The organism is Skermanella mucosa, assembly GCF_016765655.2.
Lineage (GTDB): Bacteria > Pseudomonadota > Alphaproteobacteria > Azospirillales > Azospirillaceae > Skermanella > Skermanella mucosa.
Genome location: NZ_CP086106.1, coordinates 5,881,031 through 5,906,885, shown reverse-complemented (window position 1 = coordinate 5,906,885; position 25,855 = coordinate 5,881,031). Strand labels below are relative to the sequence as shown.

General features: G+C 69.4%; 29 protein-coding genes. 12 read left to right on the top strand and 17 right to left on the bottom strand.

The genetic code is table 11. The annotated features are described in order from the left end of the window. From JL100_RS27355 to JL100_RS27345, 3 genes are read right to left on the bottom strand one after another with little or no spacing between them, the layout of a single operon-like run. Window positions 1-1,002, bottom strand: a complete 1,002-nt coding sequence (locus tag JL100_RS27355; RefSeq protein WP_202684988.1) for a nucleotidyltransferase family protein — start codon at window positions 1,000-1,002, stop codon at window positions 1-3. Continuing rightward, entirely contained in the window at window positions 999-2,111 is a 1,113-nt protein-coding gene (locus JL100_RS27350; RefSeq protein WP_202684987.1) for an ATP-binding protein, read from the bottom strand. The genes JL100_RS27355 and JL100_RS27350 overlap by 4 nt, the downstream gene beginning before the upstream one ends. A 48-nt stretch (window positions 2,112-2,159) precedes the next feature. Next, window positions 2,160-2,417 carry a hypothetical protein gene (locus JL100_RS27345; protein ID WP_202684986.1) on the bottom strand — a complete coding sequence of 86 codons (258 nt, stop codon included), beginning with the start codon at window positions 2,415-2,417 and terminating at the stop codon, window positions 2,160-2,162. A 236-nt stretch (window positions 2,418-2,653) separates the two neighbouring features. On the opposite strand from JL100_RS27345, the gene JL100_RS27340 reads away from it, so the two are divergent. Then, the gene (locus JL100_RS27340) at window positions 2,654-3,766 is read left to right on the top strand and encodes a patatin-like phospholipase family protein (protein ID WP_202684985.1); all 1,113 of its coding nucleotides are present in this window, start codon (window positions 2,654-2,656) and stop codon (window positions 3,764-3,766) included. On the opposite strand, the gene JL100_RS27335 is transcribed toward JL100_RS27340, so the two are convergent. From JL100_RS27335 to JL100_RS27325, 3 genes are all read right to left on the bottom strand, one after another. After that, window positions 3,676-5,298, bottom strand: coding sequence for an ATP-binding response regulator (locus JL100_RS27335; RefSeq protein ID WP_202684984.1), 1,623 nt, complete (start codon window positions 5,296-5,298; stop codon window positions 3,676-3,678). The genes JL100_RS27340 and JL100_RS27335 overlap by 91 nt on opposite strands. Window positions 5,299-5,402: 104 nt before the next feature. Beyond that, the gene (locus JL100_RS27330; protein ID WP_202684983.1) at window positions 5,403-5,627 is read right to left on the bottom strand and encodes a hypothetical protein; all 225 of its coding nucleotides are present in this window, start codon (window positions 5,625-5,627) and stop codon (window positions 5,403-5,405) included. 11 nt (window positions 5,628-5,638) lie between these two features. Next, window positions 5,639-5,794, bottom strand: a complete 156-nt coding sequence (locus tag JL100_RS27325) for a hypothetical protein (RefSeq protein WP_202684982.1) — start codon at window positions 5,792-5,794, stop codon at window positions 5,639-5,641. Between the two features lie 184 nt (window positions 5,795-5,978). Between JL100_RS27325 and JL100_RS27320 the strand changes: the two genes are divergently transcribed. Together JL100_RS27320 and greB are read left to right on the top strand one after the other, a co-directional pair. Continuing rightward, window positions 5,979-6,494: a ferritin-like domain-containing protein gene (locus JL100_RS27320; protein ID WP_202684981.1), complete on the top strand. Its 516-nt coding sequence runs from the start codon at window positions 5,979-5,981 to the stop codon at window positions 6,492-6,494. Between the two features lie 170 nt (window positions 6,495-6,664). After that, complete coding sequence (gene greB, locus JL100_RS27315; RefSeq protein WP_202684980.1) at window positions 6,665-7,231, top strand: transcription elongation factor GreB; 567 nt, start codon at window positions 6,665-6,667, stop codon at window positions 7,229-7,231. 3 nt (window positions 7,232-7,234) lie between these two features. Here the strand turns inward: greB and JL100_RS27310 are convergent, their stop codons facing one another. The 4 genes from JL100_RS27310 to JL100_RS27295 all read right to left on the bottom strand — a co-directional run bounded on the left by JL100_RS27310 (window position 7,235) and on the right by JL100_RS27295 (window position 10,582). Beyond that, a complete protein-coding gene (locus tag JL100_RS27310) occupies window positions 7,235-7,819 on the bottom strand; it encodes a phosphatase PAP2 family protein (RefSeq protein WP_202684979.1) in 585 nt (194 codons plus the stop codon). 104 nt (window positions 7,820-7,923) lie between these two features. Next, window positions 7,924-8,421, bottom strand: a complete 498-nt coding sequence (locus tag JL100_RS27305) for a hypothetical protein (RefSeq protein ID WP_202684978.1) — start codon at window positions 8,419-8,421, stop codon at window positions 7,924-7,926. A 63-nt stretch (window positions 8,422-8,484) separates the two neighbouring features. Next, on the bottom strand, window positions 8,485-9,528 hold the full coding sequence (locus JL100_RS27300) for an alpha/beta hydrolase (protein WP_202684977.1): 1,044 nt from the start codon (window positions 9,526-9,528) through the stop codon (window positions 8,485-8,487). A 16-nt stretch (window positions 9,529-9,544) separates the two neighbouring features. Next, a complete protein-coding gene (locus JL100_RS27295; RefSeq protein WP_202684976.1) occupies window positions 9,545-10,582 on the bottom strand; it encodes an ABC transporter ATP-binding protein in 1,038 nt (345 codons plus the stop codon). Window positions 10,583-10,814: 232 nt separating this feature from the next. On the opposite strand from JL100_RS27295, the gene JL100_RS27290 reads away from it, so the two are divergent. From JL100_RS27290 to JL100_RS27275, 4 genes are all read left to right on the top strand, one after another. After that, a complete protein-coding gene (locus tag JL100_RS27290) occupies window positions 10,815-10,970 on the top strand; it encodes a zinc-finger domain-containing protein (protein WP_323378332.1) in 156 nt (51 codons plus the stop codon). A 231-nt stretch (window positions 10,971-11,201) separates the two neighbouring features. Further along, window positions 11,202-14,075 (top strand): serine/threonine-protein kinase, encoded by a 2,874-nt coding sequence (locus tag JL100_RS27285; RefSeq protein ID WP_202684975.1) that lies wholly within the window; start codon window positions 11,202-11,204, stop codon window positions 14,073-14,075. A 76-nt stretch (window positions 14,076-14,151) separates the two neighbouring features. Beyond that, window positions 14,152-15,120, top strand: coding sequence for a magnesium/cobalt transporter CorA (corA, locus tag JL100_RS27280; protein WP_228420932.1), 969 nt, complete (start codon window positions 14,152-14,154; stop codon window positions 15,118-15,120). 47 nt (window positions 15,121-15,167) lie between these two features. Next, entirely contained in the window at window positions 15,168-16,088 is a 921-nt protein-coding gene (locus JL100_RS27275) for an NAD(P)-dependent oxidoreductase (protein WP_407696913.1), read from the top strand. Between the two features lie 59 nt (window positions 16,089-16,147). Here the strand turns inward: JL100_RS27275 and JL100_RS27270 are convergent, their stop codons facing one another. Next, entirely contained in the window at window positions 16,148-16,483 is a 336-nt protein-coding gene (locus tag JL100_RS27270; protein WP_228420931.1) for a hypothetical protein, read from the bottom strand. Between the two features lie 226 nt (window positions 16,484-16,709). Further along, window positions 16,710-17,174, bottom strand: coding sequence for a phasin family protein (locus JL100_RS27265; protein ID WP_202684971.1), 465 nt, complete (start codon window positions 17,172-17,174; stop codon window positions 16,710-16,712). A gap of 299 nt (window positions 17,175-17,473) precedes the next feature. Here JL100_RS27265 and JL100_RS27260 point away from each other — a divergent pair, with 299 nt between their 5' ends. The 4 genes from JL100_RS27260 (at window position 17,474) to JL100_RS27245 (ending at window position 20,494) form a co-directional block, all read left to right on the top strand. After that, window positions 17,474-18,022, top strand: a complete 549-nt coding sequence (locus JL100_RS27260; protein ID WP_202684970.1) for a hypothetical protein — start codon at window positions 17,474-17,476, stop codon at window positions 18,020-18,022. A 61-nt stretch (window positions 18,023-18,083) separates the two neighbouring features. Then, window positions 18,084-19,028, top strand: coding sequence for an aldo/keto reductase (locus tag JL100_RS27255; protein ID WP_202684969.1), 945 nt, complete (start codon window positions 18,084-18,086; stop codon window positions 19,026-19,028). Beyond that, window positions 19,028-19,696, top strand: coding sequence for a DUF6064 family protein (locus JL100_RS27250; RefSeq protein WP_202684968.1), 669 nt, complete (start codon window positions 19,028-19,030; stop codon window positions 19,694-19,696). Before JL100_RS27255 ends, JL100_RS27250 begins: the two co-directional genes overlap by 1 nt. Window positions 19,697-19,816: 120 nt before the next feature. Then, a complete protein-coding gene (locus JL100_RS27245; protein ID WP_202684967.1) occupies window positions 19,817-20,494 on the top strand; it encodes a tellurite resistance TerB family protein in 678 nt (225 codons plus the stop codon). 73 nt (window positions 20,495-20,567) lie between these two features. On the opposite strand, the gene JL100_RS27240 is transcribed toward JL100_RS27245, so the two are convergent. From JL100_RS27240 to JL100_RS27220, 5 genes are all read right to left on the bottom strand, one after another. Continuing rightward, the gene (locus tag JL100_RS27240; protein WP_202684992.1) at window positions 20,568-20,705 is read right to left on the bottom strand and encodes a hypothetical protein; all 138 of its coding nucleotides are present in this window, start codon (window positions 20,703-20,705) and stop codon (window positions 20,568-20,570) included. A 96-nt stretch (window positions 20,706-20,801) separates the two neighbouring features. After that, the gene (locus tag JL100_RS27235) at window positions 20,802-21,365 is read right to left on the bottom strand and encodes a manganese efflux pump MntP (protein WP_202684966.1); all 564 of its coding nucleotides are present in this window, start codon (window positions 21,363-21,365) and stop codon (window positions 20,802-20,804) included. A gap of 298 nt (window positions 21,366-21,663) precedes the next feature. Further along, window positions 21,664-23,952: a xanthine dehydrogenase family protein molybdopterin-binding subunit gene (locus tag JL100_RS27230; RefSeq protein WP_228420930.1), complete on the bottom strand. Its 2,289-nt coding sequence runs from the start codon at window positions 23,950-23,952 to the stop codon at window positions 21,664-21,666. Window position 23,953: 1 nt separating this feature from the next. Then, window positions 23,954-24,406, bottom strand: coding sequence for a (2Fe-2S)-binding protein (locus tag JL100_RS27225; RefSeq protein ID WP_202684965.1), 453 nt, complete (start codon window positions 24,404-24,406; stop codon window positions 23,954-23,956). Between the two features lie 76 nt (window positions 24,407-24,482). Continuing rightward, window positions 24,483-24,878, bottom strand: coding sequence for a hypothetical protein (locus tag JL100_RS27220; protein WP_202684964.1), 396 nt, complete (start codon window positions 24,876-24,878; stop codon window positions 24,483-24,485). Between the two features lie 511 nt (window positions 24,879-25,389). Here JL100_RS27220 and JL100_RS27215 point away from each other — a divergent pair. After that, entirely contained in the window at window positions 25,390-25,812 is a 423-nt protein-coding gene (locus JL100_RS27215; RefSeq protein WP_202684963.1) for a curli assembly protein CsgF, read from the top strand. Window positions 25,813-25,855: the final 43 nt, after the last annotated feature.

The window sequence follows — 25,855 nt, the reverse complement described above, 5'->3', positions numbered from 1 at the left end:
TTACAGTCCCCCGGGGGGCTCCGTCAGCAATCCCCGCGTCCCGCCGCCCCCCAGCCGTCGCGACGACCGGTAGATCCCCCGCAGAAACGTCCTGAAACCCGGGTGCCGGGCCTGTTGCAGGCGGCGCCAGTGCTGGAAGTGGGGAACGGCGTGGCTGAGGGGGACGGCGGGGACGTTGGCGCCGAGCAGGGACCGCAGCGCCACCAGCTGGGCCTCCAGGGCGTGCCGGGCCGCGCGGCCGTCCAGCAGGGCGGCGACCTCTTTCCAGTCGAGGCCGGGATGGGCCTTGACGATTCCATCCAGGTCGACCAGGCGCCTCAGCTCGAAGTCGCCGCTCAGGTAGAGCTTGTCGTGGAACATGTCGTGCGCGATCAGGTGCAGCGCCCGGAACTCCGGGCTCGGCAGCACGGCCCGGCCGGTCGCCCCGACCGCCAGGACGCGGCCGCTCCGGGCGAGCCTGCCGGGGTGGTGGAACCTGGCCGGACCGGGCGGCCGGACATGCAGGTCGATCATCCCGACGTCCCGCCGCCGCGCCAGCGCCGCGGGCGCGTGGTCCTGGGCCTCGCCGGGCTGGACCTCGTAGCCGATCGCCGACAGGCAGGACAGCGCGGCCGGGACCCCGTCCTCCGGGACCAGGATGTCCAGGTCGCACAGGATGCGGTCGCCCAGCCGGTCCTCGGCCGCGGTCAGCAGCGTGCAGGCTCCCTTCAGCAGGGTCGGCACGATGCCGCGGCGGTTCAGCGCCTCGACCGCCTCGACCGCCTGGGCGCGCAGCCTGAGGTTCCGCTCGTGGTTCCGCCCGTGGATGAAGTCCAGGTAATCCCGGGCGTCCCGCGGAACCTCCGGCCCGGCCCATCCGGCCAGCGCCGCCCGGACGGCGGGAACGACCAGATAGCGGTTCGCCTCCTCGACCACGCCGACCCAGTCGGCATCGGCCGGCGGCCGTCCCCGCAGGCACGAGACCAGGGCGTCGAACCGGGAGGCGGCGGTCATCTTCGTCATGACCCGCATAACCCGGCCAGCAGGGCCACGGCGTCGTCCAGCCGCGAATAGGTGAGCCGATGGCACCCGGCCCCATCCAGCACGCGGGCCAGGGCGTGGAACGCCTTCGTGCCCAGGCGGTCGTCGGCGGAGGCGGCGCCGCCGATCAGGTCGCGCAGGGTTTCCAGCGGGTCCAGCGGCCGCAGCGCGGGTTCGGCCCCGTCGCGGCGGTCGAGGCTGACGATCCAGCGGACCGGAAGGGGGCCGTCGTCGGCGGCAGGCACGCCGTCGAGGAAACGGACCCCCTGGCTGTCGTACCGGACATGGACCGGCAGGTCGAGCAGGTCGGGACGCATCCCCGCCAGCAGCGGCCACGACCCGGGCTTCAGCGCCGGCGCGAACCGCAGTCCCGTCACCCGCCCGTCGGCGCCCAGCAGGGCGACGTCGTCCCCCGCGAGGCCCCCCGCGAGGCCCCCCGCGAGGCCCAGGCCGGAATAGGCCAGCGCCACGGCCAGCGTCGATTTGCCGGCCCCCGGGCAGCCGCTGAGCAGGAGGGCATGACCGCCCGCGGCGACCGTCGCGGCATGGAGCGCCACCTCGTGGCGTCCCCGTCCGACAGCCTCCAGGGTGAGGGCTCCCCTCAATGCTGGTATGATCTCGTCCCGCCGGCAGGTCGCCAGGTCGGCCGCGCCGCGGCGGATCACGGTCGCGCCGTCCTCCTCCGCCAAGTCGAGTTGGCAATCAGCCGCCCAGCCGTCTTGACCGTCCGGTCCGTCCTCCGCCTCCAGATGGCTGAAGCCGGGTGCGACGAACTCCGCGAGCGCGGCGGTCGCGTAGCGGATCTCGATGCGGACCCCGCCGATACTCAGTCGCTGGCGGAGGGCCGCCGGCCGGAGCAGTCCCAGGCGGGTCCATTCCGAGACGGCATGGTCCAGCCAGGCGCGCACCTGCCCCTCGGGCAGGCCGCGACCGGCCGCCTCTTCGGCGATGCGGTCGATCGCGGTCCCCTCGGTCAGGCGGTTCCAGACGAACGCCATCCCGTCGTCCAGTTCGTACAGTTCCTGCCTGGCCTCGTGGAAGAGCACCCTGTGCCCGCCGATGGAGGCAAGGGATACGCCCTCGGCGATCATCAGATGGTTTCCCTGCACTGGTGCGTCTCGAAACGGGGCCGGGAGGCTTCAGCGGTACTTGTCGCCGTGGTTCTTCCAGGGATTTCCGGGAACGCCGCCATGCTGGCCGTTGCCGTGGCCGTACCCGTTGCCGGGATGGCCCTTGCCGCCCGACTTGGCGATCGCCTGCGACGTCAGGCTGGTCGACATCAGCAGGGTGATCGCCGGCGGCGTGGCGATCGCGAAACGCCCGCACTGTCCCAGGAACTTCCGCCGTTCCATCTCGAGCCTGTCGCCCGCGTCCTTCTCCAGATCCTCGTTCTCCATCGCGCCTCTCCAGTCGTTGGAAGTTTCAACGGGTGCTCCTACGCGATCGAGGCTAATCCAGGATTTAAATAAATTTTTAAGGAACAAGGTCGGAGCGGCCATGGCGTCGGGGCTAGCCCCTTGGAACGACCCCGGGGCTTGCCTGTTGCCCCCGCGGGCGCCATCTCGCAGGTGCGAAGGCGCTTCACGGAGCACCTCCCAGACCCGACCATTCAGGAATGCACAAGGAGTCGGATATGCCTATCTCCTCCATCCCGGGCGGAAACCGGGACATCGCGCTCGTCCTCGGCGGCGGCAACGCACTGGGCGCCTATCTGGCGGGCGCCTGCGAGGAACTGCACGAGCAGGGCGTCCGGCCCGGCTGGATCGTCGGCGCCTCCGTGGGGGCGATCACCGGAGCCATCCTGGCGGGCAACGCGCCGGAGGACAGGATCGCCAGGCTGACCCGTTTCTGGGAGGAGGCCACCCTGCCGACCTCCCGCATGCCGCTCTTCCCCGGGGTCAAGCCGCGCCAGCTCTACAACGGCATGAACGCGGCCCTGGCGGCGCTATTGGGCCGGCCGAACATCTTCCGGCACCGCTATCCCGGCCTGTGGTCGGCGCTGCCGTGGGTTCCGAACGACGTCGCCCTGTACGACACGGCGCCGCTCCGCGCGACCCTGGAGCGCCTGGTGGATTTCGACCGGCTCAACGGCGGCGAGGTCCGGTTCACTCTCGCCTGCGTCGATCTGGAAACCGGCGACGAGGTCTATTTCGACACCGTCCGCGACCGGATCGGACCGGAGCACATCCTGGCCAGCGCCGCGATCACGCCGGCCTTCCCGCCGGTCGAGATCGGCGGCCGGCTGCTGTGCGATCCCGGCTACACCAACAACCTGCCGCTCGACTACCCGTTCCGGGAGCCGCTCCGCCGCGACCTGACCGTCATCGCGGTCGACCTGTTCAGCCTGCGCAGCCCGCGGCCCGCCTCCCTGGACGCCGTGCTCGAACGCACCCAGGACATCCTGTTCTCCAGCGCCACCCGGCGCAGCGTCGCCGCCCTCCGGCGCGAGTTCGCCCTGCTGGAGAAGCAGGATCCGGACGGCCCCTCGGCCCGGCTGCTCCACCTGGCCTACCAGGCGGCGGCCCACGAGCTGGCGGTCAAGACGCTGGACTTCTCGCCCGCGTCGGTCCGCGACCGCCGGGCCGCCGGCGGGCGCGACATGCGGTCCGGGCTGGCATTGCTGCGGAGCGGGCCGGCGCCGGAGGGCCGGTTCGACTATGTCACGGTGGATTCGGAGGATGCCCGCGCGGCGGCCGAGTCCGGGGCGGACGGGACGGCGGCCGTCCCGCTCGGCAAGGTGGCCTGATCGAGCAGCAGTTCCACCTGCTCCCGCAGGGCGCCGGGATGGATCGGCTTGTGCAGGAGGCGGTAGCCGTGGGCCGCCGCCTCCCGGAGCCGGTCGGGATGGGTGTCCCCGGTCAGCAGCAGCGCCGGGACCGGCGTCCCGTAATGGCCGCGCACCATCTCCACGGCGTCGGGCCCGCTGCGGTCGCCCTGGAGCCGGTAATCCGCCAGGACCAGGTCGGGAGGGCGGGGCGTGCGGGCCAGCGCGGCGGGCAGTTCGTCCAGGCTGGCGACGCGGACCGCCGACATGCCCCAGCTCTCGACCAGGAGGCCGAGGCTCTCCAGGACGATGGGATCGTCGTCGACCACGACCGCGGTCCCGCCCTCCAGGCCGCGCTTCCCCGGCGCGGGTTCGGCGCGGGGCGCGGCGGCTCGGGGTTCCGACAGCGGCACCGTCACGGCGAACATCGAGCCGCGTCCCGGTACGGAGCGGACCTCGACCGGATGGTCCAGCAGCTTCGCCATGCGCGCGACCACCGCCAGCCCCAGCCCCAGTCCCCGGGTCCGGTCGCGCTCGGGGTTGCCGAGCTGGATGAAATCCTCGAACACCTCGCCGAGAAGATGCTCCGGAATCCCGATCCCGGTGTCCCAGACCTCGATGCGGACCGCGTCGCCCCGCCGCCGGCAGCCGAGCAGGATGCTTCCCGACGGCGTGTAGCGCAGGGCGTTGCTGAGGAGGTTGGAGATCATCCGCTGGAGCAGCACCGGATCGCTCCGCACCGAGGCCCGGCACGGGTGGACGCGGAACCGCAGGCCGGCCGCCTGGGCCTGGGGCTCCATCTCGTGGGCGAGGCGGGTCAGCAGGACGTCCACCGCGACGTCGTCCAGTCGCGGCAGGATGGTTCCCGCCTCGAGCGCGGAGACGTCCAGCAGGACGTTCAGCAGGGACTCGCCGGCCTGGATCGCCTCCCCCAGCTTCTCCGAGAGGGCGCGCTGGGCGGGATCCTCCAGCCGGTCCGCCAGGAGCTGATGGAGCAGCCGGATCGCCTGATAGGGCTGGCGCAGGTCGTGGCTCGCCGCGGCGAAGAACCTGGACCGCGACAGCGTCGCCTCCTCGGCCACCCGCCGGGCCTGCCGCGCCTCGCTCTCGGCGTCCCGCAGCATGGCCTCGATGCGCTTCCGCTCCGTGATGTCGTGCAACACGCTCAGGAAGCATTGGAGCTTCCCGCGCGCGTCCGTGATGGGATGGATGGCCAGTTCGATCCAGAAGGGGCTGCCGTCGGGACGATAGTTGAGCAGGTCCTCCCGGACCGGCCGGCCCCGTTCGAGCGCGCTCCGGATGCGCGCCAGGGCGGCCCGGTCGGTCCCGTCGCCCTGCAGGAACCGGGGTGACCGGCCCACGGCGTGCTCGGCGGGATAGCCGGTCAGGCGCTCGAAGGCGGGACTCACATAGGTGATCACCGGGCCGGGCTCGTCGAGAGGCCCCGCCTCCGTCACCATGATGACGTCGCCGGTCACCGTGAAATACTCGGCCAGGAGATCCGCTATCGGCATGGCGTGCTTTCGGGAACCGCCAGTCGTTTATCCGACCGGCATTAATCCACCCCGGACTCCCTCAGGGATACGTCGCCAACGGATTACGCCGGGCGGTTCCCGCCTCAGATGCCCTCGGCCTTGTCGAAGCCTCGGCCGGCGGCCGAGTCCGGGGGCGGCACGGTTCCCGTCCCGCCCATTCCGCCGGCGGCGCCCATCCCCCGGCCAGGTCCGGCGGTCATCCGCCCCTCGTTCCGGTCCGCCATTCCCTTGAGGGCGAAGATCGTCAGCACTCCCAGGACGATCCCGCCCCCGAAATGCACGGCACCGTTCATCATGGTCCGGATCATGGCAGGGCTCCTCAGCGGTTGCGGGACATCGCGGAACCGGCGGCGAGCATCGCGGCGCCGAGAGCCAGCCCGACGCCCAGTCCCGCCACGGTCGCGGTGACGGCGACGGCGCCGGACACGATGCCGAACGGATTCAGCGGGTTCGGCGGCAAGGGAAGCGGCAGCATGGTGTTCCTCCTTTTCAGGATCATCGGGGAGAAGGGATGTATCTCCACGGCCGGCCATGGAAAGGGGTTCGGCCCCTGGATACCGCAACAGGCGCAAGTGGCGGAAAATCACCCGGATTCGTCGGGAACCACGGGAGGCCCGGGCGGTTGAGGCACCCAGATACATCAACGGAGGGTTCCTACCATGGCTTCGAATACGGATGCCGCACGCAATATCTTCACGACCGGCCTGCACAATGCCCACGCCCTCGAGCAGCAGGCGCTTCAGATCATGAACCGGCAGGTGGAGCGGCTGGAGAACTATCCGGAACTCGAACAGCTCCTGCGCCGGCACATCCAGGAAACCGAGCAGCAGCGCGTCCGTCTCGAAGAGGTGATGAGCCAGCTGGCGGAAAGCCCGTCCTCCCTCAAGGAAGCCGTCCAGGGCTTCATGGGCAACGCCGCGGCGATCGCCCATTCCGTGGCGTCGGACGAGATCATCAAGAACATGCTGGCGAACACCGCGTTCGAGAATTACGAGATCGCCTCGTACAAGTCCCTCCTGGTGATGGGCGAGGCCGCCGGCTTCAACAACCTGACCGGCCTCCGCCAGTCGCTGGACGAGGAAGTCACCATGGCCCGCCAGGTCGCCGACCTGGTCGAGCCGATCACCCGCAAGTACATCGAGATCGGCTCGCGCGGCGAAGCGGCCAAGATCTGATCCGACCGGGCATCCGGTCCGAAGCCTCCGGAGGAGCCCGCTCCTCCGGAGGCTTCGTCGTGCCTGGACAAGCTTTCCATCCGGCATGATTATCCCTTGCGCGGGCACGACACGGGGCGGCACCCTGCACGGCCGGGACCGTGTCAACCAGTTGGAAAAAGCCGCAACCCATGAGCAAGGCCTTCGTCCGCGAAAGCGACGCCGATGAGGATCTGCCGGACGAGAAGGAAACCCGGCCGGCGGGCGTCAAGAACTACATCACGCCCGAGGGGTTCCAGCGCCTCCAGGACGAGTTCAGGCAGCTCATGCGGGTCGAGCGCCCGAAGACGGTCGAGGTCGTCTCCTGGGCCGCCGGCAACGGCGACCGGTCCGAGAACGGCGACTACATCTACGGCAAGAAGCGCCTGCGCGAGATCGACCGGCGCATCCGCTTCCTGACCAAGCGGATGGAGGCGGCCCAGGTGGTCGACCCCTCGGCCCAGAAGAACCGCGACCGCGTCTTCTTCGGCGCCACCGTCACCTATGCCAACGAACGGGACGAGGAACGCACCGTCACCATCGTCGGCATCGACGAGACGGACCTGGACCGGGGGCGCATCAGCTGGATCTCCCCCGTCGCCAAGGCGCTGCTCAAGGCGCGCGTCGGCGACGTCGTCGACCTGCGCACCCCCGCCGGACCGGAGCAGATCGAGGTGGTCGCGATCTCCTATCCGCCGCCGCGCCAGCGGGCTCCCTGATCCCTAACCGCAGACATCCATGGTGATGCGCAGCTTGTGCGCGATGTCGCGGATCAGCGGCTCGGCGCTCAGGCTGTGGCCATTCAGCAGGACCACCAGCACCGCGAAGACCACGGCGACCGGGCGCAGCCTCACCGCGGGTGGATCGATCCGGGCGTGGGCCCAGGCGAACAGGCCGACGCAGGCGCAGCCGATCGCCAGGCCGCCGACGACCTCCTCCGCCGTATGGGCGCGCAGGGCGACCCGGCTGACCGCCACCAGCAGGATTACCGTCCCGGCGACCGCCAGGATGGCGAGCCGCTGCCAGGCCGGCCGGCCGAACCCGGCGATCAGGGCGCAGCAGCCGAAGAAGATCGCCGCGAAGCTGGTATGCCCGCTCGGGCTTTCCAGCGCCGCCAGGCCGACGGAGCTTCCGCAGGCGATGAAGCCCAGCTTGGCGACCAGCGTGGTCCCCAGCCCGACCGCGAGCGTCGCAGCCCACAGCAGCGCCACCGAAGGGGCGCCGCGCCACAGCAGATAGGCGAACACGCAGACGGAAGCGGGCAGCAGCAGCCCTGAATCGCCGAGGCTCGTAACGGTATGCATCATGTCGGGGGCGCACGGGGATGTTCTGGAAGATGCGCGCAGTTTTCCCGAAAAACAGTTGATTGTTCAACTGTTCAAGCGATCCCGGGCCGGAGCATCCGATCCCGTCATACCGCCTTGGTAAGGTTCCGTCGCCCGGTGGAGAACCGCGACAGGATGAATGCCGTGCCCAATCCCCAGGCGCCGTTGACCAGCACGCCGGTCAGCATGCCGGCCGGCTGCCACCCGTTTCCGGCCGGCATCCCCTTCAGCGGGAAGACGACGAACCAGGCGACCAGGGTCGGCAGGACCGCGCCGAACAGGAAGGCGGCCAGCCAGTATCCCGCCCCGCGCGGGAAGAACCGCTCCGCCGCGGCCAGGGCGATGCCCCACAGGCCGCCCCAGAACGCCGCCGACAGCACGGCGGGGATCCCGAGCGGCGGTGCCGGCCGCAGCGCCCAGGGCTGACCGGCGGTCAGCCCGGCGAGGTTGAGCACGGCCAGCATCAATTGGTGGAACACCAGCACCCCGATGAACCCGGCGACGAACCCGGCCAGCGGCCGGAACCTTCGCGACGCCGGATCCCGGCCGGCCGCTCCCGTGCCGTCCCGTAGCGTGTCAGCCATTGCGCTTCCTTCCATCGTCCCATGCAGTCAAGGGGAAACCCGCGACGTGCCGGGAAGGTCCATTCACCGGCCGGCCATCTCGGTGCCCGCCGGTTCGGAGAAGGGCTGCCGGTGGGCACCGCTGGGCAGCGGCGCGGACGGATCGCCGATCCAGCTGACCATGTCGCGCAGCACGGTCTCCCCCTGGAGGTCCCGCATCAGCATATGGTAGCCCTGGTCGTAGACCGCGACATGCACCCGGCGGGGCATGGCCGCGAGCGCCTTCTCGATCGGCGCGCGGGGGATCACCTGCTCGTTGCGGCCATAGAGCACCAGCGCCGGCGCCGGCAGCCTCGGCACCGCCGCGGCGGCGCGGCTCATCAGCCGGACCAGCCCCTCGACCGCGTCGACCCGGGTGCCCTTGATCACCAGCGGGTCGCGGCTCAGCCCGCGCAGCATCTCGATATTGTCCGAGGGCTTGATCTTGAGCTCGCGCGGCGCCGTCAGCCGCAGCCAGGGGACCGTGCGGTAGCTGACCCAGAGCGCCGCGCGCTGGAGCGTGGTCATGGAGTCGCGGTCCCACACCGCCGGGGCCGACAGGATCGTGCCCGCCGGCTCCAGCGGCTCGAACCCGGGCGGGGGCGGACCGGCCAGCGCGCTCAGGATCACCGCTCCGCCCATGCTCTCGCCCAGCAGGTACAGGGGCAGGCCGGGATGCCGCCGGCGCACCAGCGCCGCCGCCGTGTGCAGGTCGGCGACCAGGGTGTCCGCGGTGGGCCAGATGCCGGGCCTGTCATGGGCGCCGAAGCCGCGCTGGTCGTAGGCGTACGTGGCGAGGCCGTGGGCCGCGAAGAAGCGTCCGGTCCCCTCGAACGCGTTGGAATAGTCGTTGAACCCGTGCAGTGCCAGGACCACCGCGCGGATCGGCGGCCCGTCCGGCTCCGGCGCCCAGAGGCGCATCGGCAGCGCCACGCCGTCCGGCGTGACGATACGCTCCGCCGTCAGGTCAGGCGCGCGGACCATCGGTCCCCTCGGCTGGAAGGTGGCGGAGCACCCCGCCGCCAGCAGCAGCGCGGCAAGGAGCGCGATCCGCGCCCGCGGGCGTCCGGCCCGGGACGGCGGCGCCATCCGCGCGCGGCCCCGGTCAGCGCCGCGATCCCGGAACCAGGGTCGGATCGCCGGCCTCGGCATCATGGGAGCCGCGGGTCAGCTGGAGGAAGATGTCCTCCAGGTCGGCCTCCACCGTGCTGAGGTCCTGGATCGTCAGCCCGGTCCCCTGGATCGCCGCCAGCACGTCGCCGACGCGGGTGCGGCTCGGCTTGTAGCGCACCACCAGCCGGCGCGGTTCCGGCAGTTCGACCTGCAGGCCGTCCAGCCCGGCGGGCACCGCCGTCAGGTCGCGGTCGAGCTGGATCACCAGCGCCTTGCTGTCCAGCCGGCGCAGCAGCGCCTTGGTGCTGTCCATCGCCACCACCTGGCCGTGGTTGATGATCGCGATGGTGTCGCACAGCTCCTCCGCCTCCTGAAGGTAGTGGGTGGTCAGCAGCACCGTCGTGCCGGCGCGGTTGAGCGCCCGGACCTGCTCCCACAGCATCTGGCGCAGCTCGATGTCGACGCCGGCGGTCGGCTCGTCCAGCACCAGCACCGGCGGGGAATGCACCATCGCCTTGGCCACCATCAGCCGCCGCCGCATGCCGCCCGACAGGGTCCGGGCATAGGCGTCGGCCTTGTCCTGGAGACCCACCGCCTTCAGCAGGTCCTCGGTGATGCGCTCCTGCTTGGGCACGCCGTACAGGCCGGCCTGGAGGTTCAGCAGCTCCCGCGGGGTGAAGAACGGGTCGATGTTCAGCTCCTGGGGCACCACGCCGATCGCCGCGCGCGAGGCGCGGGCCTCGCGGTCGATGTCGCGGCCCCAGATGCGGGCCTCGCCGCCGGTCTTGTTGACCAGCCCGGCCAGGATGTTGATCAGCGTGGACTTGCCGGCGCCGTTGGGGCCGAGCAGGCCGAACAGCGAGCCGCGCGGGATCGCCAGGTCGATCCCCTTCAGCGCCTCCTTCGCGGGCGCCCGGCCCGCCGCCTTGTAGGTCTTGGTCAGGCCGCGCACCTCGACCGCGCAGGCGGGCAGCGGCGTGGTCGGGATCGTCGGTTCGGCGGCCTGGACGGAGGGGGAGGGCGAATTCATGATCGGATCGGTTCCACTTCAGGGGTGCCGGGGCGGCTTCTCTCCGCCCGGCGTCGTTCAAGGCCGCGCCGCGGGCTGCGACCCCGGTACGCGGGTACCAACAATCGCGTTGATCGGGCAGCGCCGTCTTGTATCATCCCGGCGGCCGTCAGGACATGCCGGGGCGGCGTTCCAGCGGCGCGCCGGATTCAAGACAGGGACATAGGTGATGCAGCCGACAGAAACAATTCAAGTGGAGACGGAAACTGTGGGCTGCGACGGCGGCGGCGGCGCGCTCGGCCATCCCATGGTCTACCTGACGCTCAGCGAATCGGGCCGGGCCGACTGCCCCTACTGCGGACGCCGCTTCGAGCTGAAGCCGGGCGCCAAGGCCGGGCACGGCCACTGACGGGGGCGGCGCGGGCGAAAGCCGATTACCGATCCGGGTAACACGGGCTTCGCCTGCGGCTAATCGGCGAAAGCCGGCCGCTACCGTCACGCGGCGCTTTACTGTTCGATCCCGGAACAATAAGTTGGAATTGATTCGACTTGTCGCGGTGCAATCGCCCGAAGGGATCTCCCGGAGGGAGGTGCAACGGCTTCCGTGCCCGGTCGGCGTTTCAGTTCCTTCTGTCCGGCCATGCTGCGCAAAAAGAAGTCCGCTTACGAGGTTCTGATCTTCCGCGACGAACAGTGGATGCTGGAGCATTTGCTGGATGACGAGGATCAGGCCAAGAGCGCTGCGGACCGGCTGATGCTCCAGCCGACCACGGCCGGCGTCCGAGTCACCAAGAAGATCCTCCGGCAGGACGGCGGCAGCGTCGGCGTCGTCGTCTCCGAAGTGATGAAGACGTCGATGCCGCTGACCCAGGTCCGGATCGCCGACGGCATAGAGGCGCCGTTCTGCGAGTCGCTGGAAAACTACTACGAGCTCCCCAGCCGGCTGACGATCCGCCGCCTGCTGGCCGACTATCTCGACCAGAAGATGCTGCTGGTCAGCGAAGTGCTCCATTGCGCCGACGAGGCGGACAAGCTGCTGGCCGTGATCCCGCTGATCAAGAGCGCGGTGACCACCGCCGCCGGCAGCCACGCCCGGCTGACCGGCAGCGACGCCGCCGGGGCGCGCAACACGCTGAACCGGCGGATCGACGAGCTGGCGACCCGCGCCCGCGCCGCGCGCGGCACCTATCAGCGGAACTTCAAGTCCCGCCAGGCCTTCGCGCCGCTGGCCGAGCGGTTCGGCAAGGCCGGGTCGGGCGACCCGGGGCGCGGGGCCAAGGGAACGGCCAAGGGAGGCAAACCGGCCGGCAGGCCCGACGATGCCCGCTTCGCCCTGACCCATGCCGCCTGCACCGAGCTGCTGGGGGCCCGCGACTGGGCCGGCAAGCTGTCGCGGCTGACCGACTGGCTCTACGAACCGGTCGACGACAAGGCGGCGGCCGTGCTGGACGGGCTGGTCGCCGACCTGTTCGCGTCGGGTGCCGCCGTCCGCGAGCTGTTCGGACCCGATGCCGACCCCAGCCTCCGCCTGTGCCGGCTGTACGACGTGGTCCGGGGCGACGAGACCTCGGCCCTGCTGGCCTCGCTGCCCGACAACCTGCGGGCGCTTGCCCACCAGTTCGACGCCGGCCGGCTGCCCCAGGCTCGCCGGGCGGCGCTGTTCCACATCCAGGTGCAGCTTGGCGACAGCCGCCCGTCCGCGCGCGACGCCAAGGCCTCCTCCTTCATGGCGCTGCTCGACCGGCTGGTGACCGAGCAGGGAGTCGAGGGCGGGCCCGAGATGGCGGAGGCGATCACCTCGCGGCACGCGCGGACCCAGGAACAGGGCGGTCTAGCCGGCCTGAAGGAGGCGATGGCGAGGCTGCTGGCCCTGATGGGCGAGCCGGCGCGCAAGATCAACTATATCCAGGCGCTGGCCCAATCGTCGCTGGCCCAGCGCCAGCCCCGCCTGATGCTGGAAGCCCTGGACGACATGGCGGCCCGGCCGCGCCTGATCAGCAGCTTCGTGGACAGCGGGTCGCACCCGGTCCAGAAGATGAAGGTGCTGAGCAACACCCACGCCCTGCTGAGCGCCGCCCAGCTTCCCGGCGACATCCGGTCCAAGCTGCTCCATATGGTCGACACGGTCTTCACCGAGTTCCTGACCGAGAACCGGATCCTGGAGAAGCTGGACAATCCCGAGTTGAGCCTGCGGCAGCGGGTGATCAAGCTGGCCCAGCTCTGCACCCAGGGCCTGCTGACCCCCGGCCGACCGCTGGACATGGCGCGCACCCGGCTGTTCGCCCTGGTCGCGCGCAACGGCTTCGAGACGCTGGTGGTGTCCGACCTGACCGATCCGGCCGAGCGCAAGCGCGAGCTGGCGTCCCTCCAGGAACTGCTGGCCGCCGTGCCCCAGCCGGAGCCGCGGACCACCGAGGGCCGGGGCGACTGGGTGGCGGGCCGGGGCGTCGACTCGAAGCCCGCCGAGCCGGCGCCGACCCGGCTGCTCGATCACGGCGCCATGGCCGGCTCCGGCGCCACGCGGTTGGGGGCGCCCGCGGTCGAGGTCCGGGTCTGCCCGAGCTGCTTCGCCCCGGGATTCACCGACATGTGCCCCGCATGCGGCTACCGCCACGTGCCGAGCCAGCGCGACAGCTTCATCCTGGCCCCCAGCACCATGCTGACCGGCCGCTACCGGATCGGACGGGTGCTCGGGCTGGGCGGCTTCGGCATCACCTATGTCGGCCGCGACGAACGGCTTCACGCGCTGGTCGCGGTGAAGGAATACTACCCCTCCATGTATTCGGTCCGGATGCCGGCCAGCGCGCTGGTGGCGCCCAGCGGGGCCGAGCAGGCCGGGCCGTACCGGACCGGGATGGAGAAGTTCCTGGACGAGGCGCGCCTGCTGGCCCAGTTCCGCACCACGCCGGAAATCGTGGACGTGCTGGACTTCTTCACCGAGAACGGCACCGCCTACATGGTGATGGAATACCTGGAGGGCCGCTCGCTGCAGGAGGTTCTGAACGAGCGGGGCGGAAAGCTGCCGTTCGGCGAGGCGCTCAGCGTGATCCTGCCGGTGATGCGCGGCCTGGCGCGGGTCCACGAGAAGAACGTGCTCCACCGGGACATCAGCCCGGACAACATCTACATCACCAACGACAAGCGCTCCAAGCTGCTGGACTTCGGCGCCGCCCGCATGGCGCTGTCCCAGGGCGAGCAGAACCTGACGGTGATCCTGAAGCGCGGCTACGCCCCGCTGGAGCAGTATAACGCCGGCGGCCGCCAGGGACCCTGGACCGACGTCTACGCCCTGTGCGCCACCCTCTACCGCACGCTCGCCGGCCAGATGCCGGCCGACGCGCTGGCCCGGATCGAGCAGGACGACCTGGTCCCGCCGTCCCGCCTGGGCGTCGCGATCCCGCCGGCGGTGGAGAAGGTCCTGCTGAAGGGCCTGTCGCTCCGCGGCGCCGAGCGCCACCAGGATATGATCGAGCTCCTGGGCGACTTCGAGGCGGCGCTGTCGGGCCGGAAGTGAGGCGCGCGGCGCCGTCGCTCGACAGGTCGACGCATACGTGCCTATGATCGCGCTTTGCGCGCGACGGGACAGCTCCATGGACATGGTGGTCGACAGCGCCCTCTATATCGGGGGGCATCGCAACCGCTCGGTGAGCATCGACCAGGCGGAGCCGCCGGATCAGCCGGACCATTTCGTCTGGATCGGGCTGCTGGAGCCCAGCGAGGAGCTGCTTCACACCGTCCAGTCCCGGTTCGGCCTGCACGACCTGGCGGTGGAGGACGCCCACCGGGCGCACCAGCGGCCCAAGCTGGAGGCCTACGGGCAATCGCTGTTCGTCGTGCTGCGCACCGCCGAGCTCAAGTCGGGCCGGGTCGAGTGCGGCGAGACCCATGTCTTCATCGGGCACGGCTACGTCATCACCGTGCGCCACGGCGCATCGTCCTCCTACGCGGAACTGCGCAAGCGCTGCGAGACGGTGCCCGGGATGCTCGGCAAGGGCGTCGATTTCGTCCTCTACTCGATCATCGACTTCGTCGTGGACAAGTATTTCCCGATCGTCGAGACGCTGGAGGCGGAGGTCGAGGAGACCGCCGCGGAAGTGCTGACCGCCGCCTTCTCGCCGGAGCGGATCGCCCGCATCTACGAGATCCGGCGCGAACTCCAGGTGCTGCGCCGCTCGGTGACGCCGCTGATCGAGATGGCCGGGCGGCTCGCGCGGGTCGAGGTGCCGCTGATCGACGAGGATCTCAAGCCCTATTTCCGGGACGTGCAGGACCACACCACCCGGCTGGCGGAGCGGATCGAGAACCTGCGCGAGCTGCTGGCCTCGGCGCTGGAGGCGAACCTGCTGATCGTCTCGATCCGGCAGAACGAGGTGATGAAGAAGCTGGCCGGCTGGGCCGCCATCCTGGCGGTGCCCACCGCGATCGCCGGACTCTACGGCATGAATTTCGAGCATATGCCCGAACTGCACTGGCGCTACGGCTATCCGGCGACGGTAGCGGTCATCGCGGCGGTCTGCCTGTGGCTCTATTTGCGCTTCAAGCGGAGCGGATGGCTCTGACAGGCGTTGAACACCCATCCACAAAGAACAATCGAGGGGAGACATCCATGGGCAAGGAAAGAATCGGCTTCATCGGCGTCGGGCTGATGGGCCACGGCATGGCCGCCAACATCGTCGGCAAGGGCTATCCGCTGACCGTGCTCGGCCACCGCAACCGCGAGCCGGTCGAGGACCTGAAGCGGCGCGGCGCGGCCGAGGCCGGCAGCGCCCGCGAACTGGCCGAAGCCTGCGACATCGTCGTGCTCTGCGTGACCGGGAGCCCGCAGGTCGAGGCGGTGATCAACGGGCCTGACGGCCTGGCCTCGGCCGGCAAGCCGCTGCTCATCATAGACTGCTCGACGTCGGAGCCGGCGGTGACCACCCGCCTCGCGGCCGAGCTGGAGCCCAAGGGCATCACCCTGATCGACGCGCCGCTGGGCCGGACGCCCAAGGACGCCTGGGAAGGCACGCTCGACGTGATGGTGGGCGGCGGGGCGGAAGCCGTCGCGCGGGCGCGCCCGGTGCTGGACTGCTTCGCCGGCCGGGTCATCGAGACCGGGCCGACCGGGACCGGACACACGATGAAGCTGCTCAACAATTTCCTGTCGATGGGCTACGCGGCGCTCTATTCGGAGGCGCTGACCCTGGGCGCCAAGGCGGGCCTGACGCCGGCGGTGTTCGACAGCGTGATCCGGGGCGGCCGGATGGACTGCGGCTTCTACCAGACCTTCTTCAAATATGTGCTGGAGCGCGACCGGAACGCCCACCGCTTCACGCTGCGCAACGCTTTGAAGGATATGACCTACATGTCGTCCTTCGCCAACGCGGCCGGTATCGCCAACCCGCTGGGGGCGGCCGTCCGGAACTCCTACGCGCTGGCCGTCACCGGCGGGCACGGCGACGATTACGTGCCGATGCTGTCGGACATCACGGCGGGTCTCAACGGCATCTCGCTGGTGCCGGAGGCCGACTCCGAAGGATCATCATAACGACAATGGATCGGCCCCGCCAAAGACGGGGCCGATCCATGCGTCGGGTACTGCAAATATCAGCGGGCCACGAACGGCCGCAGCGGGCGGCGCTCGACGATCGGGCCGGAGGCGCGGACGACTTCGAGCGGCGGACGCTCACGGCCCATGCCGGCTTGGCGCGGCCGGGGCGCGGAGTCGTAGTCGCGCTTCTCGGCGATCTGGAAGATGCCGGCTTCCGGAGGAAGGCTTTCGGCCAGGATCACGGTCGCGTTCAGCGAGATCACCTTGGCGGCATCGCCCGACTTGCCTTCGAACGCGCGCAGACGGCCGGCCGCCAGATATTCCTTGACCTTCGCCGTGCTGCAATTCAGCCAATGGGCGGCCTGTTCGAGGGTAATGGCGATGTCGCGCATCATGTTCTCCCTATGGATCCCCGGCTCCTGGCAAGGTGCCGCGTCGCGGTGAAAATCAGGGCCGGAAACCGGTCCCCCAGTATCCTTTCGGTCAGTGGAAACTACCACAACCGAGTCACTATTCCAGCAAAGCGGACCGAGAACCTCACATTGTCACCGCTAAAAATGGGTGCAATCTGAGGTTCCCGGTTCCCGATCAGGCCCGGTAAAGGCCCGGAACCCTGCCTCAGGCGGCCTTGACGGTCCGCTCCGGGGCCTTCTTCGGCTGGGCGACGGCCTTGATCTCGTCCAGGCTGGCGACGACGCGGCGGCTCAGGATGTCCGCAGCCTCGTTGGTGACCTTGGAGACGATGTCCTGAAGCTCGCGGGCGTTCGAGACGTTCTTCTCGTAGGCGGCCTTGACCAGATCGGCCTGCTTGATGATGTTGTCCTCGACCTTGGCGGTCGGCGCGGCGTTCGACAGGAGGCCCTGGAACTGCTCCATGGACTGGCGGGCGATCTCGCCCTGGCGCTGGGCAACGGTCTGCATGCCCTGGGCGAAGGTCTGGCCGGCGGCGGTCAGGGCCTCGATGTTGCGGCGCTGGATGTCGAACACGGCGTTGAAGTCGAAGCCGGGAACCTTGAACTGTTCAAAACCGGGAACCTTGAACTGCTCGAAGCCGGGAACCTTGAACGGAGTGAACGTATTCATGAAAGCGTCTCCCAAAAAGATGATGATTTGATGGTGTCGAGGAGCCGGGCCCGTCCGTTTGGAGGAACGATCGATCCCGTCTCTTGCTGCACTGCAACATGAGAGGGATCGGCCTCCGGTTCAAGTGGAATCGTGCATCGCCTGCGTGCATTTTGCTGGAAAACCGCCGAAGCTGTACGCATGGACAGATTTCAGAGCGTCCGCCTATTGCTAATGGCATAGGCCTCGTGCGAGCGGAGGCGCATGGCCGCCGCGGCGTAGGTGTGACATGGTGGCCCGGTGGTCAAGGGGACATGAGTTTGAGCAGCGCAGGACGGCGAAAGGCGACATACCGGCCGCAGCTCGACCCTTCGGGCGAGAGCGTGCGCTACACGGACACGACACCGGTCAGCGCCAACGAGCGCTGCCGGGACTGCGGGCGGAAGCACGGCACGGTGGTACGCTGCCTGGCGGATGGGCGCTGGTTCGATGCCGAAGACCAGACCTGGCGCGACCGGCGCGGGCGCCGCGCGGCCTGGCCGAACGTGGTCGAGTACGCCGAGGTCCGCGACATGCCGGTGACGGTCCGCCTCGTGCGGCTGTCCGGCGACGTCAGCGGCAAGCTCCGCAAGCTCTGCCAGCGCTGTCAGATGAGCCAGGAGGCGCTGCGCAACGCCATCCGCAACCGTGTCCGGGCGCTCAGCCGCCGGGCGCTGGGCGACCTGTTCCTGGGCGGCTACAACGAGCCGGACCAGCTGGAACGGTTCAAGGTCCTGTCTCCGCCCAGGAACAGGTCGCCCGGCGCCCGGACCGGGGAAAAGTCGGTGCCGGAGGGGCGCGCCCCGAAGAAACCCGACGATCCGGCCTGACTCCGGCGGCCCGGAGGTCCATCTCAGGGGAAACGGTTCCCCCCGAGATGGAGACTGCCCGATGACCGAAACGCCGAGACTCAGCCGCCGCTCCCTGCTGGGACTGATGGCGGCGGCCGGGGCTGCGGCCGTCCTGACGCCTTCCCCGGGCAGGGCCCAGGCCTCGCCTCCGCCCTCGCCGCCGCTGACCCGGCCCATCCCGTCGAGCGGCGAGGCGATGCCGATGGTCGGCCTCGGCTCCTGGATCACCTTCAATGTGGGCGACGACCCGGTGCTGCGGGACGAGTGCGCCGACGTCATGGCCGCCTTCTTCGAGGCCGGCGGGCGGATGATCGACAGTTCGCCCATGTACGGTTCGTCCCAGGCGGTGATCGGCCACGGACTGGACCGGCTCGGCCACCCGCCGGCCCTGTTCTCGACCGACAAGGTCTGGATCTCGTCCCCCGCCGCCGGTCCCGGGCAGATCGAGGAGTCGCGCCGCCACTGGGGCGTGCCCCGGTTCGACCTGCTCCAGGTCCACAACCTGCTCTCGTGGGAGCGGCACCTGGAGACCCTGTTCGCCATGAAGGCGGAGGGCCGGCTGCGCTATGTCGGCATCACGACCTCCGAGGGCCGGCGCCACGGCGAGTTCGAGCGGATCATGCGCGACCACCCGCTCGATTTCGTCCAGGTCAGCTACAACGTGCTGGACCGCGAAGTGGAGGAGCGCATCCTGCCGCTGGCCGCCGAGCGCGGCATCGGGGTGATCGTCAACCGTCCGTTCCGCCAGGGCGCCCTGACCCGCGGGCTGGAGGGGGAGGCGCTACCCGGCTGGGCGGCTGAGATCGGGTGCGACACCTGGGCGCAGCTGCTGCTCAAGTTCATCGTCTCGCACCCGGCGGTGACCTGCGCCATCCCGGCGACAACCCGGGTCGACCATGTGCGGGAGAACATGGCCGCCGCGCGGGGACCGATGCCGGACGAGGCGATGCGCCGGCGCATGGCGGCCCATGTCGAGGATCTCTGATGTCGGAGTGGTGGACCTACACGCTCTCCGACTTCCTGCTGTTCTCGTCCCGGACATATCACCGCCTGTTCGAGCTTCACAACGCGGACCTGTGGCCGGCGCATCTGGCGGCGCTCGCCGTCGGCGTCGCGATCCTGGCGCTGGCTGCGCGCGGCGGCCCGGCCAGGGGCCGCATCGCCGCGGCCCTGCTGGCGGCCTGCTGGGCGTGGGTCGCCTGGAGCTTCCTTTACACCCGCTACGCCACGATCAACTGGGCGGCGACCTGGTTCGCGGGCCTGTTCCTGGCGCAAGCCGCGCTGCTGGTGCTGGCCGGCACGCTGGGCGGCAAGCTGGACCTCGCCGCCGGCCGCCCCTGGCGGCTCGGCCTGTTCGCCTTCGCCCTGGCGGCGCAGCCGCTCGCCGGCGTGCTGGCCGGACGGGACTGGTCGCAGGTGGAGGTCTTCGCCATGACGCCCGATCCCACCGCCGTCGGCACGCTCGGCATCGTGGCGCTGGCGTCCGGCCCGTGGCGGTGGGTTCTGATGGTCTTACCCGTCCTGTGGTGCATGGTCAGCGGCGCCACGCTCTGGACGATGGGAGCTTCCGACGCCCTGGTCCCGCCGCTGGCCGCCATGGTGGCGCTGGTGATCGCTGCCCGCGGAAACGGCGACCATGACACTCAACCGTAGGTCGGCTGCCGCTTCGCTCTAGCCGACCTACGACCCACGGCCGTGGAACCCCGGGGCATGCTGAACCTCGGAGCCCGGCAATCGTTAACGATCCATCGAAACAAGATACGGGAGGCTGACATGGCCAATCTGACCAAGGTGCTCGGCACGATGCTGGTATCCGGGCTCGCGGGACGGACCGGCGGTCGCGGCGCCGCGCTGGCGACCGCCGCGCCGATGCTGCTCGGCGGCGGCAGGACGAAGGCCGGCATGGGCCTGGGCGGCAAGGCCGGCATGGCCGCGCTGGCCTATCTCGCCTACAAGGCCTACCGGGACAGCGGCAGCGGCGGGCAGGCCGCGTCCACACCGGCGGAGCCGACGCAGAAGACGGGCGCCAGCGGTCCCTTCGCCCCGATCTTCGACGCCCTGGGGGTGTTCCAGCCGACCAAGGAAGTGCCGGCGGAACCCCGCATGGACGAGGACCAGGCCCTGTTGCTGATTCGCGCCATGATCTCCGCGGCGAACGCCGACGGCCAGATCACCGCCGAGGAGCGCCAGCGCATCGTGCAGCACCTGGACAAGGCCGGCGCCGGACCGGAGGAGCGGCAGATCGTCGAGCAGGAGATCCGCCAGCCCCGCTCGACCGACGACATCATCCGCCAGGTCAGGGACCAGGACACCGCCGAGCAGGTCTATCTGGCATCGGAGATCGCGATCCGCGGCGGTTCCGAGACCGAGCGGCGCTACCTGGACTTCCTGGCGAGCCGCCTGAACATTCCCGACGCCCGCCGCCGGGAACTGGACAGCGTCGCTTCCTGAGGAGCGGATCGGATCGGAGGGGCGGCGCAACCTGCCGCCCCTGTTGCTTCCCACGCCCGCCCGGACCGGGCGCCTAATGCACCAGGCGCCCGACGGTCCATCGCGATACTTCCGTCAGCGCCTCGTCGAACGGGATCTCCGGATGGTGGAAGCGGTGGATGATCAGTGCGGCCTCGAGCGCGTGCCGGTCGGGGGCTCCGGACGCCTTCATCTCGGAAAAGGCTCGTTCGACGGCTGGGCGGCAGCACATGGCAGGATCTCCAGGCTCTTGATGGTCTCGCGTCCGATAGGTACCGGACAATATGCATCATGACTTCAGGTGTTCGAGTAGGATCTTGGTGCCGATGCCGATCAGGCCAAGCCCCCCGATCAATTCGGCGCGGCGCCCGAGGAGCGGGCCGGCCATGTGGCCCAGCATGACGCCGCCGAACCCCATCAGGAAAGTCACGAGACCCACGATCGTCGCCGTCACCACGATGTCCAGGTCGGCCATGGCGAGGCCGACGCCGACCGCGCTGGCGTCGATGCTCGTGGCGACGCCGGTCGCCAGCAGAGACAGCCAGCCGGATCGCCGGGCCGCGGCACCGTCGTCGGCTTCTCCCGCCAGCGCGTTGCGGACCATGCTGCCGCCGATGAGAAGAAGCAGCGCGAAGGCGATCCAATGGTCGACGCCCTGGACCGCCTCGGCGAAGGACACGCCGACCGCCCAGCCGACCACCGACATCAGGAGCTGGCACGCGCCGAAAGTGGCCCCGACGCGAAACGCCTCGGGCAGGCCGGGCCGCGAATGGGCGGCGCCGCGTCCCAATGCTGCGGCGAAGGAATCCATGGAAAGGCTGAAGGCGAGCGCGAACGACGTGGCGCCGAACATCCGGGTATCTCCGGCCAGACGAAACAGGATAGCACGCCCGCACCCGGTTGGCCTTCGGGCGGCGGTCGTGCCATCAGTCTCGCCGAGCCTCCGGACTTGACGCCCGGTTGCCGCACGCGCCACGGGCTATCCCCGAGTCTGTTGGCGCGAACCCCTCCCGCAGGAGGGTGGCTACTCCCCAATGGTCGGGGGCACCTTAGTGCCGGTAGCGGCACCTGTCAATCTGAACAGCTGTTCAAATATCCCTGGTGCCGCCCCTGGATGCGCCCGGCCTTTCCCGTCTTCCGTTCCCCGGCGGTCAGGCCCTGAGCTGGTCGCCGATCGGCAGCCGGCGGATGCGCTTGCCGGTCGCCGCGAAGATGGCGTTGGTCAGGGCCGGCGCGAAGGGCGGGAGGCCCGGCTCGCCGACGCCGCCCGGCGCCAGGTCCCAGTTCGACGGCACGATGTGGACGTTGATCTCGCGCGGGGCCTGATCGATCCGGGCGACCTGGTAGTCGTCGAAGTTGCCCTGGACCACGCGGCCCTCCTTGAAGGAGATCTCGCTCGACAGTGCCAGGCTGAGGCCCATGATGCAGGCCCCCTCCATCTGGGCGCGCACCCGTTCCGGGTTGACGACGTTGCCGCAGTCGACCGCCACGTCGACCCGGGGGATGGTCAGGGTGCCGTCCTCGGCCACCACCGTCTCGACCACCGTCGCGACATAGGTCACGAAGCTGCGGTGCGCCGCGATTCCCAGGCCGTGGCCCTTGGGCAGCTGGCGTCCCCAGCCCGACTTCTCCGCCACCAGCTCGACCACGTTGCGCAGCCGGCCGACATCGACCGGATAGACCTTGGTCGATTCACCGTAGTTCCACAGGGTGTCCAGCGACTCCAGCGCCGCCACCCGCGGCGGCCCCAGCAGTTCCAGCAGATAGTCCTTCTGGTCCTTGCCGGATGCTGCCGCCAGTTCGGCCGCGAAGGACTGGATCGCGAAGGCGTGCGGGATGTTCGACACCGACCGGAACCAGCCGATCCGGGCGTGGGCCTCGGCCTCGCCGTTCTCGCAGCGCAGGTTGGGAATGTCGAACGGCACATCCACCAGGCCCATGCCCAGCTCGAACGGCCCCTGGTGCCTGGCGTCGGGCATGAAGATGGAGGTGATGCTCGGCGCCACGCTGCGGTGCCGCCAGGCCACCGCCTTGCCCTTGTCGTCCAGCCCGGCGTCGATCCGCTCGACCGAGACGGTATGATAATACCCGTGCCGGATATCGTCCTCGCGGGTCCACAGCAGCTTGACCGGGGCGCCGCCCATCTCCTTGGACAGGAGCGCCGCCTCGATCGCGAAATCCGGCTTGGACTTGCGGCCGAAGCCGCCGCCGAGCAGCGTGACATGCACCGTCACGTCCTCGACCTTCATGCCCAGCCGCTCCGCCACGTCGGTGCGGGTGACCTGGGGCGCCTGGACGCAGGCCCAGACCTCGCACTTGCCGTCCTGGATCCGCACCGTCGCGGCCGGCGGCTCCATCGGCGCCTGGGCCAAGTGCGGTATATAATACTCCGCCTCGACCTTCTTCGCCGCCTTGCCCAGGGCCGCCTCGGCGTCGCCGTCGTCGCGCACCACCTTGGCCGGCTTGCGGGCCGTCTCCTCCATCTGCTTGCGGAAGGCCTCGCTGTCGTAGGAACCGTGCGGTCCGTCCTCCCAGGTGATCTTGAGCGCGTCGCGGCCCTTCATCGCCGCCCAGGTGTTCCTGGCGATCACGGCGACGCCGCCCAGCGGCTGGAACTTGGCGGGCGCCGGGGTGCCCTCGATCCGGACGATCTTCTCGACGCCGGGGACCTTCAGCGCCGCGCTGTCGTCGACCGAGGCGACCTTGCCGCCGAACACGGGCGGCCGGGCGACCACCGCGTATTTCATCCCTTCCATCCAGGTATCGAAGCCGTACTGGGCCTTGCCCACCGTGATGTCGAAGCCGTCGGCCAGCGGCATCGCCTTGCCGATGTAGCGGAACTGCTCGGGGTTCTTCAGGCGGAGCTGGTCGTTGGCCGGGACCTCCAGGGTCGCCGCCTCCTCGGCCAGCTCGCCGTAGCCGAGCTTGCGGCCCGACGCCTTGTGGACGACCTCGTGGTCGCGGGCCTCGACCTCGCCGGGCTCGACGCCCCAGCGCTTGGCCGCCGTCGCCTCGAGCATCATGCGGGCGGCCGCGCCCGCCTCGCGCATCGGCTGCATGAAATGCCGGGTGCTGCGCGACCCGTCGGTGTCCTGGTTGCCGAATTTCTCCTCGTCGCCCGGCGCGTTGACCACGCGCACCCGTGCCCAGTCGGCCTCCAGCTCGTCGGCGACGATCTGCGGCATGCCGGTGCGCACGCCCTGGCCCATTTCGGAACGGTGGCAGACGATGGTGACGATGCCGTCCTTGCCGATCGAGATGAAGGCGTTGGGGTTGTTGACCGTGCCGTGCGGCATGGCGGCGGCGCCATAGGCCCCGGCGGTCTGGGCGACGGAGCTGCCCAAAGGCATGATCCGCGCCGCCAGCACAAGGCCGCCGCCGGCGACGATGCCCTTGAGCACGTCGCGCCGGCTGAAATTGAAAAGTCGGGTGGCCGCCATCTCAGGCCTCCTTCGCCGCGGCGCGGATCGCGCTGCGGATGCGGTTATAGGTGCCGCAGCGGCAGATGTTGCCCCACATCACGCTGTCGATATCCTCGTCGGTAGGGTCCGGGGTCTGCTTCAGCAGGGCCGCCGCCTGCATGATCTGGCCGGTCTGGCAATAGCCGCACTGGGGAACGGCCTGGGCGCGCCACGCCTTCTGGAGCGGATGCTCGCCCTCGGGGTCCAGGCCCTCGATGGTGGTCACCGACATGCCCTCGGCGGCGCTGACGGGGGTCTGGCACGACCGGACGGCCTCGCCTTCCAGATGGACGGTGCAGGCGCCGCACGCCGCGATGCCGCAGCCGAACTTGGTGCCGGTCAGCCCCAGCTCGTCCCGCAGGTACCACAGCAGCGGCATCTCGCCGTCACCGTCATACTGCTTTTCCTGCCCGTTGATGCGCAACTTGATCATCAGATTCTCTTCCCGTTCGAATGCCGTTCATGGACCGTCCCCGGCGCGGAGCCGGGCGCCTGGTTAAATCCGACGCTCAGCCGGACCCGGCGGGCGGCATGACGACGTACAGGATGTCCTTGATCGTGAGGTCCGATCCCGCCTGCTCGACCTGGCCGGCATCCTCCCATTCGAACACGATCACCCGGCCGGTGATGCTTTCCAGCGTCATCGGCTTGCCGGCCTGGACCGGGCGGCGCTGCGTGCCGTCCATCTTCTTCTCGGTCGAGGAAATGATCTCGAGCTGGCCGTCGGGCTGCGGGATGCCGATCCCGCAATTGGACGCCGGACACCAGATCACCTGGGGGCACGGCTCCGAATAGGTCCCTTGCGCGCAGACCGTCTCCTTGACGTCCTGGGCCCGGGCCCCGCCCGGAGCGAAGACCGCCAGGACACCCGCGGCCAAGGCAGCGCCTAGTGCTGTGCTTCTCATGATCCCTAATCTCCCACCAAGGCGCCTTGCGCCGGAACCCGGAGAACGGGTTGGGGAAGTTCCGGGTTCCTTGGCGAAGCCGTGGAAACGGACAGACCGGTCAGCCTCCTGCCATGCGGAAAATCAGTTTCGGGAGAAGGCGGCCAACCGGATATGATGTCCAGTTGGCGGACGACCCTCGGAAGCCTTGTGATGGCGCGGCCCCCAAGGGGTACGACCCCGGCCTGCCGGAAGGGAACCGCGACCGGGCGCGGCTACCCCGATATGTATTTACACTTTGTTAACCTGTGGAGCGGTTGGCGCTCACGACGGGAAGCTCCGGGGAGTGGTTCCGTTCCGAGAAAGTATAAAACTTTATATGTTTTTTATCCTCACACGGGCATTTGGCTAAAATGCCGTTAATCGGTAATGTCTTGGTCATGCCGGTGACGACGAACAACCAAGTCCGGCAATCAAAATCGACCCGGTACTGACAGTAAACGGTCAGTAACTATAAAAAATAGGGACGACGATGGCTAAGATCGCTCAATACTCTCTGCTTTCAACTCTCATTCTGACCGCCGGCATCGCTTCGGCTTCCGCAGGAGAGCTGGTTTATCAGCCGGTCAATCCCTCGTTCGGCGGCTATCCTGGCAACTCCGCCCATCTGCTCGGCATCGCCAGCGCCATCGACAAATACAAGGACCCGTCGGCCCAGGATTTCAGTTACGGGGCCACGACCCAGCAGGACGAGTTCTCCCGCATCATCCGCTCCAGCATCCTGAGCCGCGTCGCGAGCCAGATCTCCGAGCAGATCTATGGCGAGAACGCGCAGGACGCGGGCCGCGTCGTCATCGATGACCAGATCATCGAATGGAACCGCGCAGGCAACGACATCAACCTGACCCTGAGCGGCGGCGGCGGCACCTCCGTCATCACCATCCCCCGGTTCTGAGCGTCTCCGGACCTCCTGCCAGAACCCGCGGACAATCGATGAC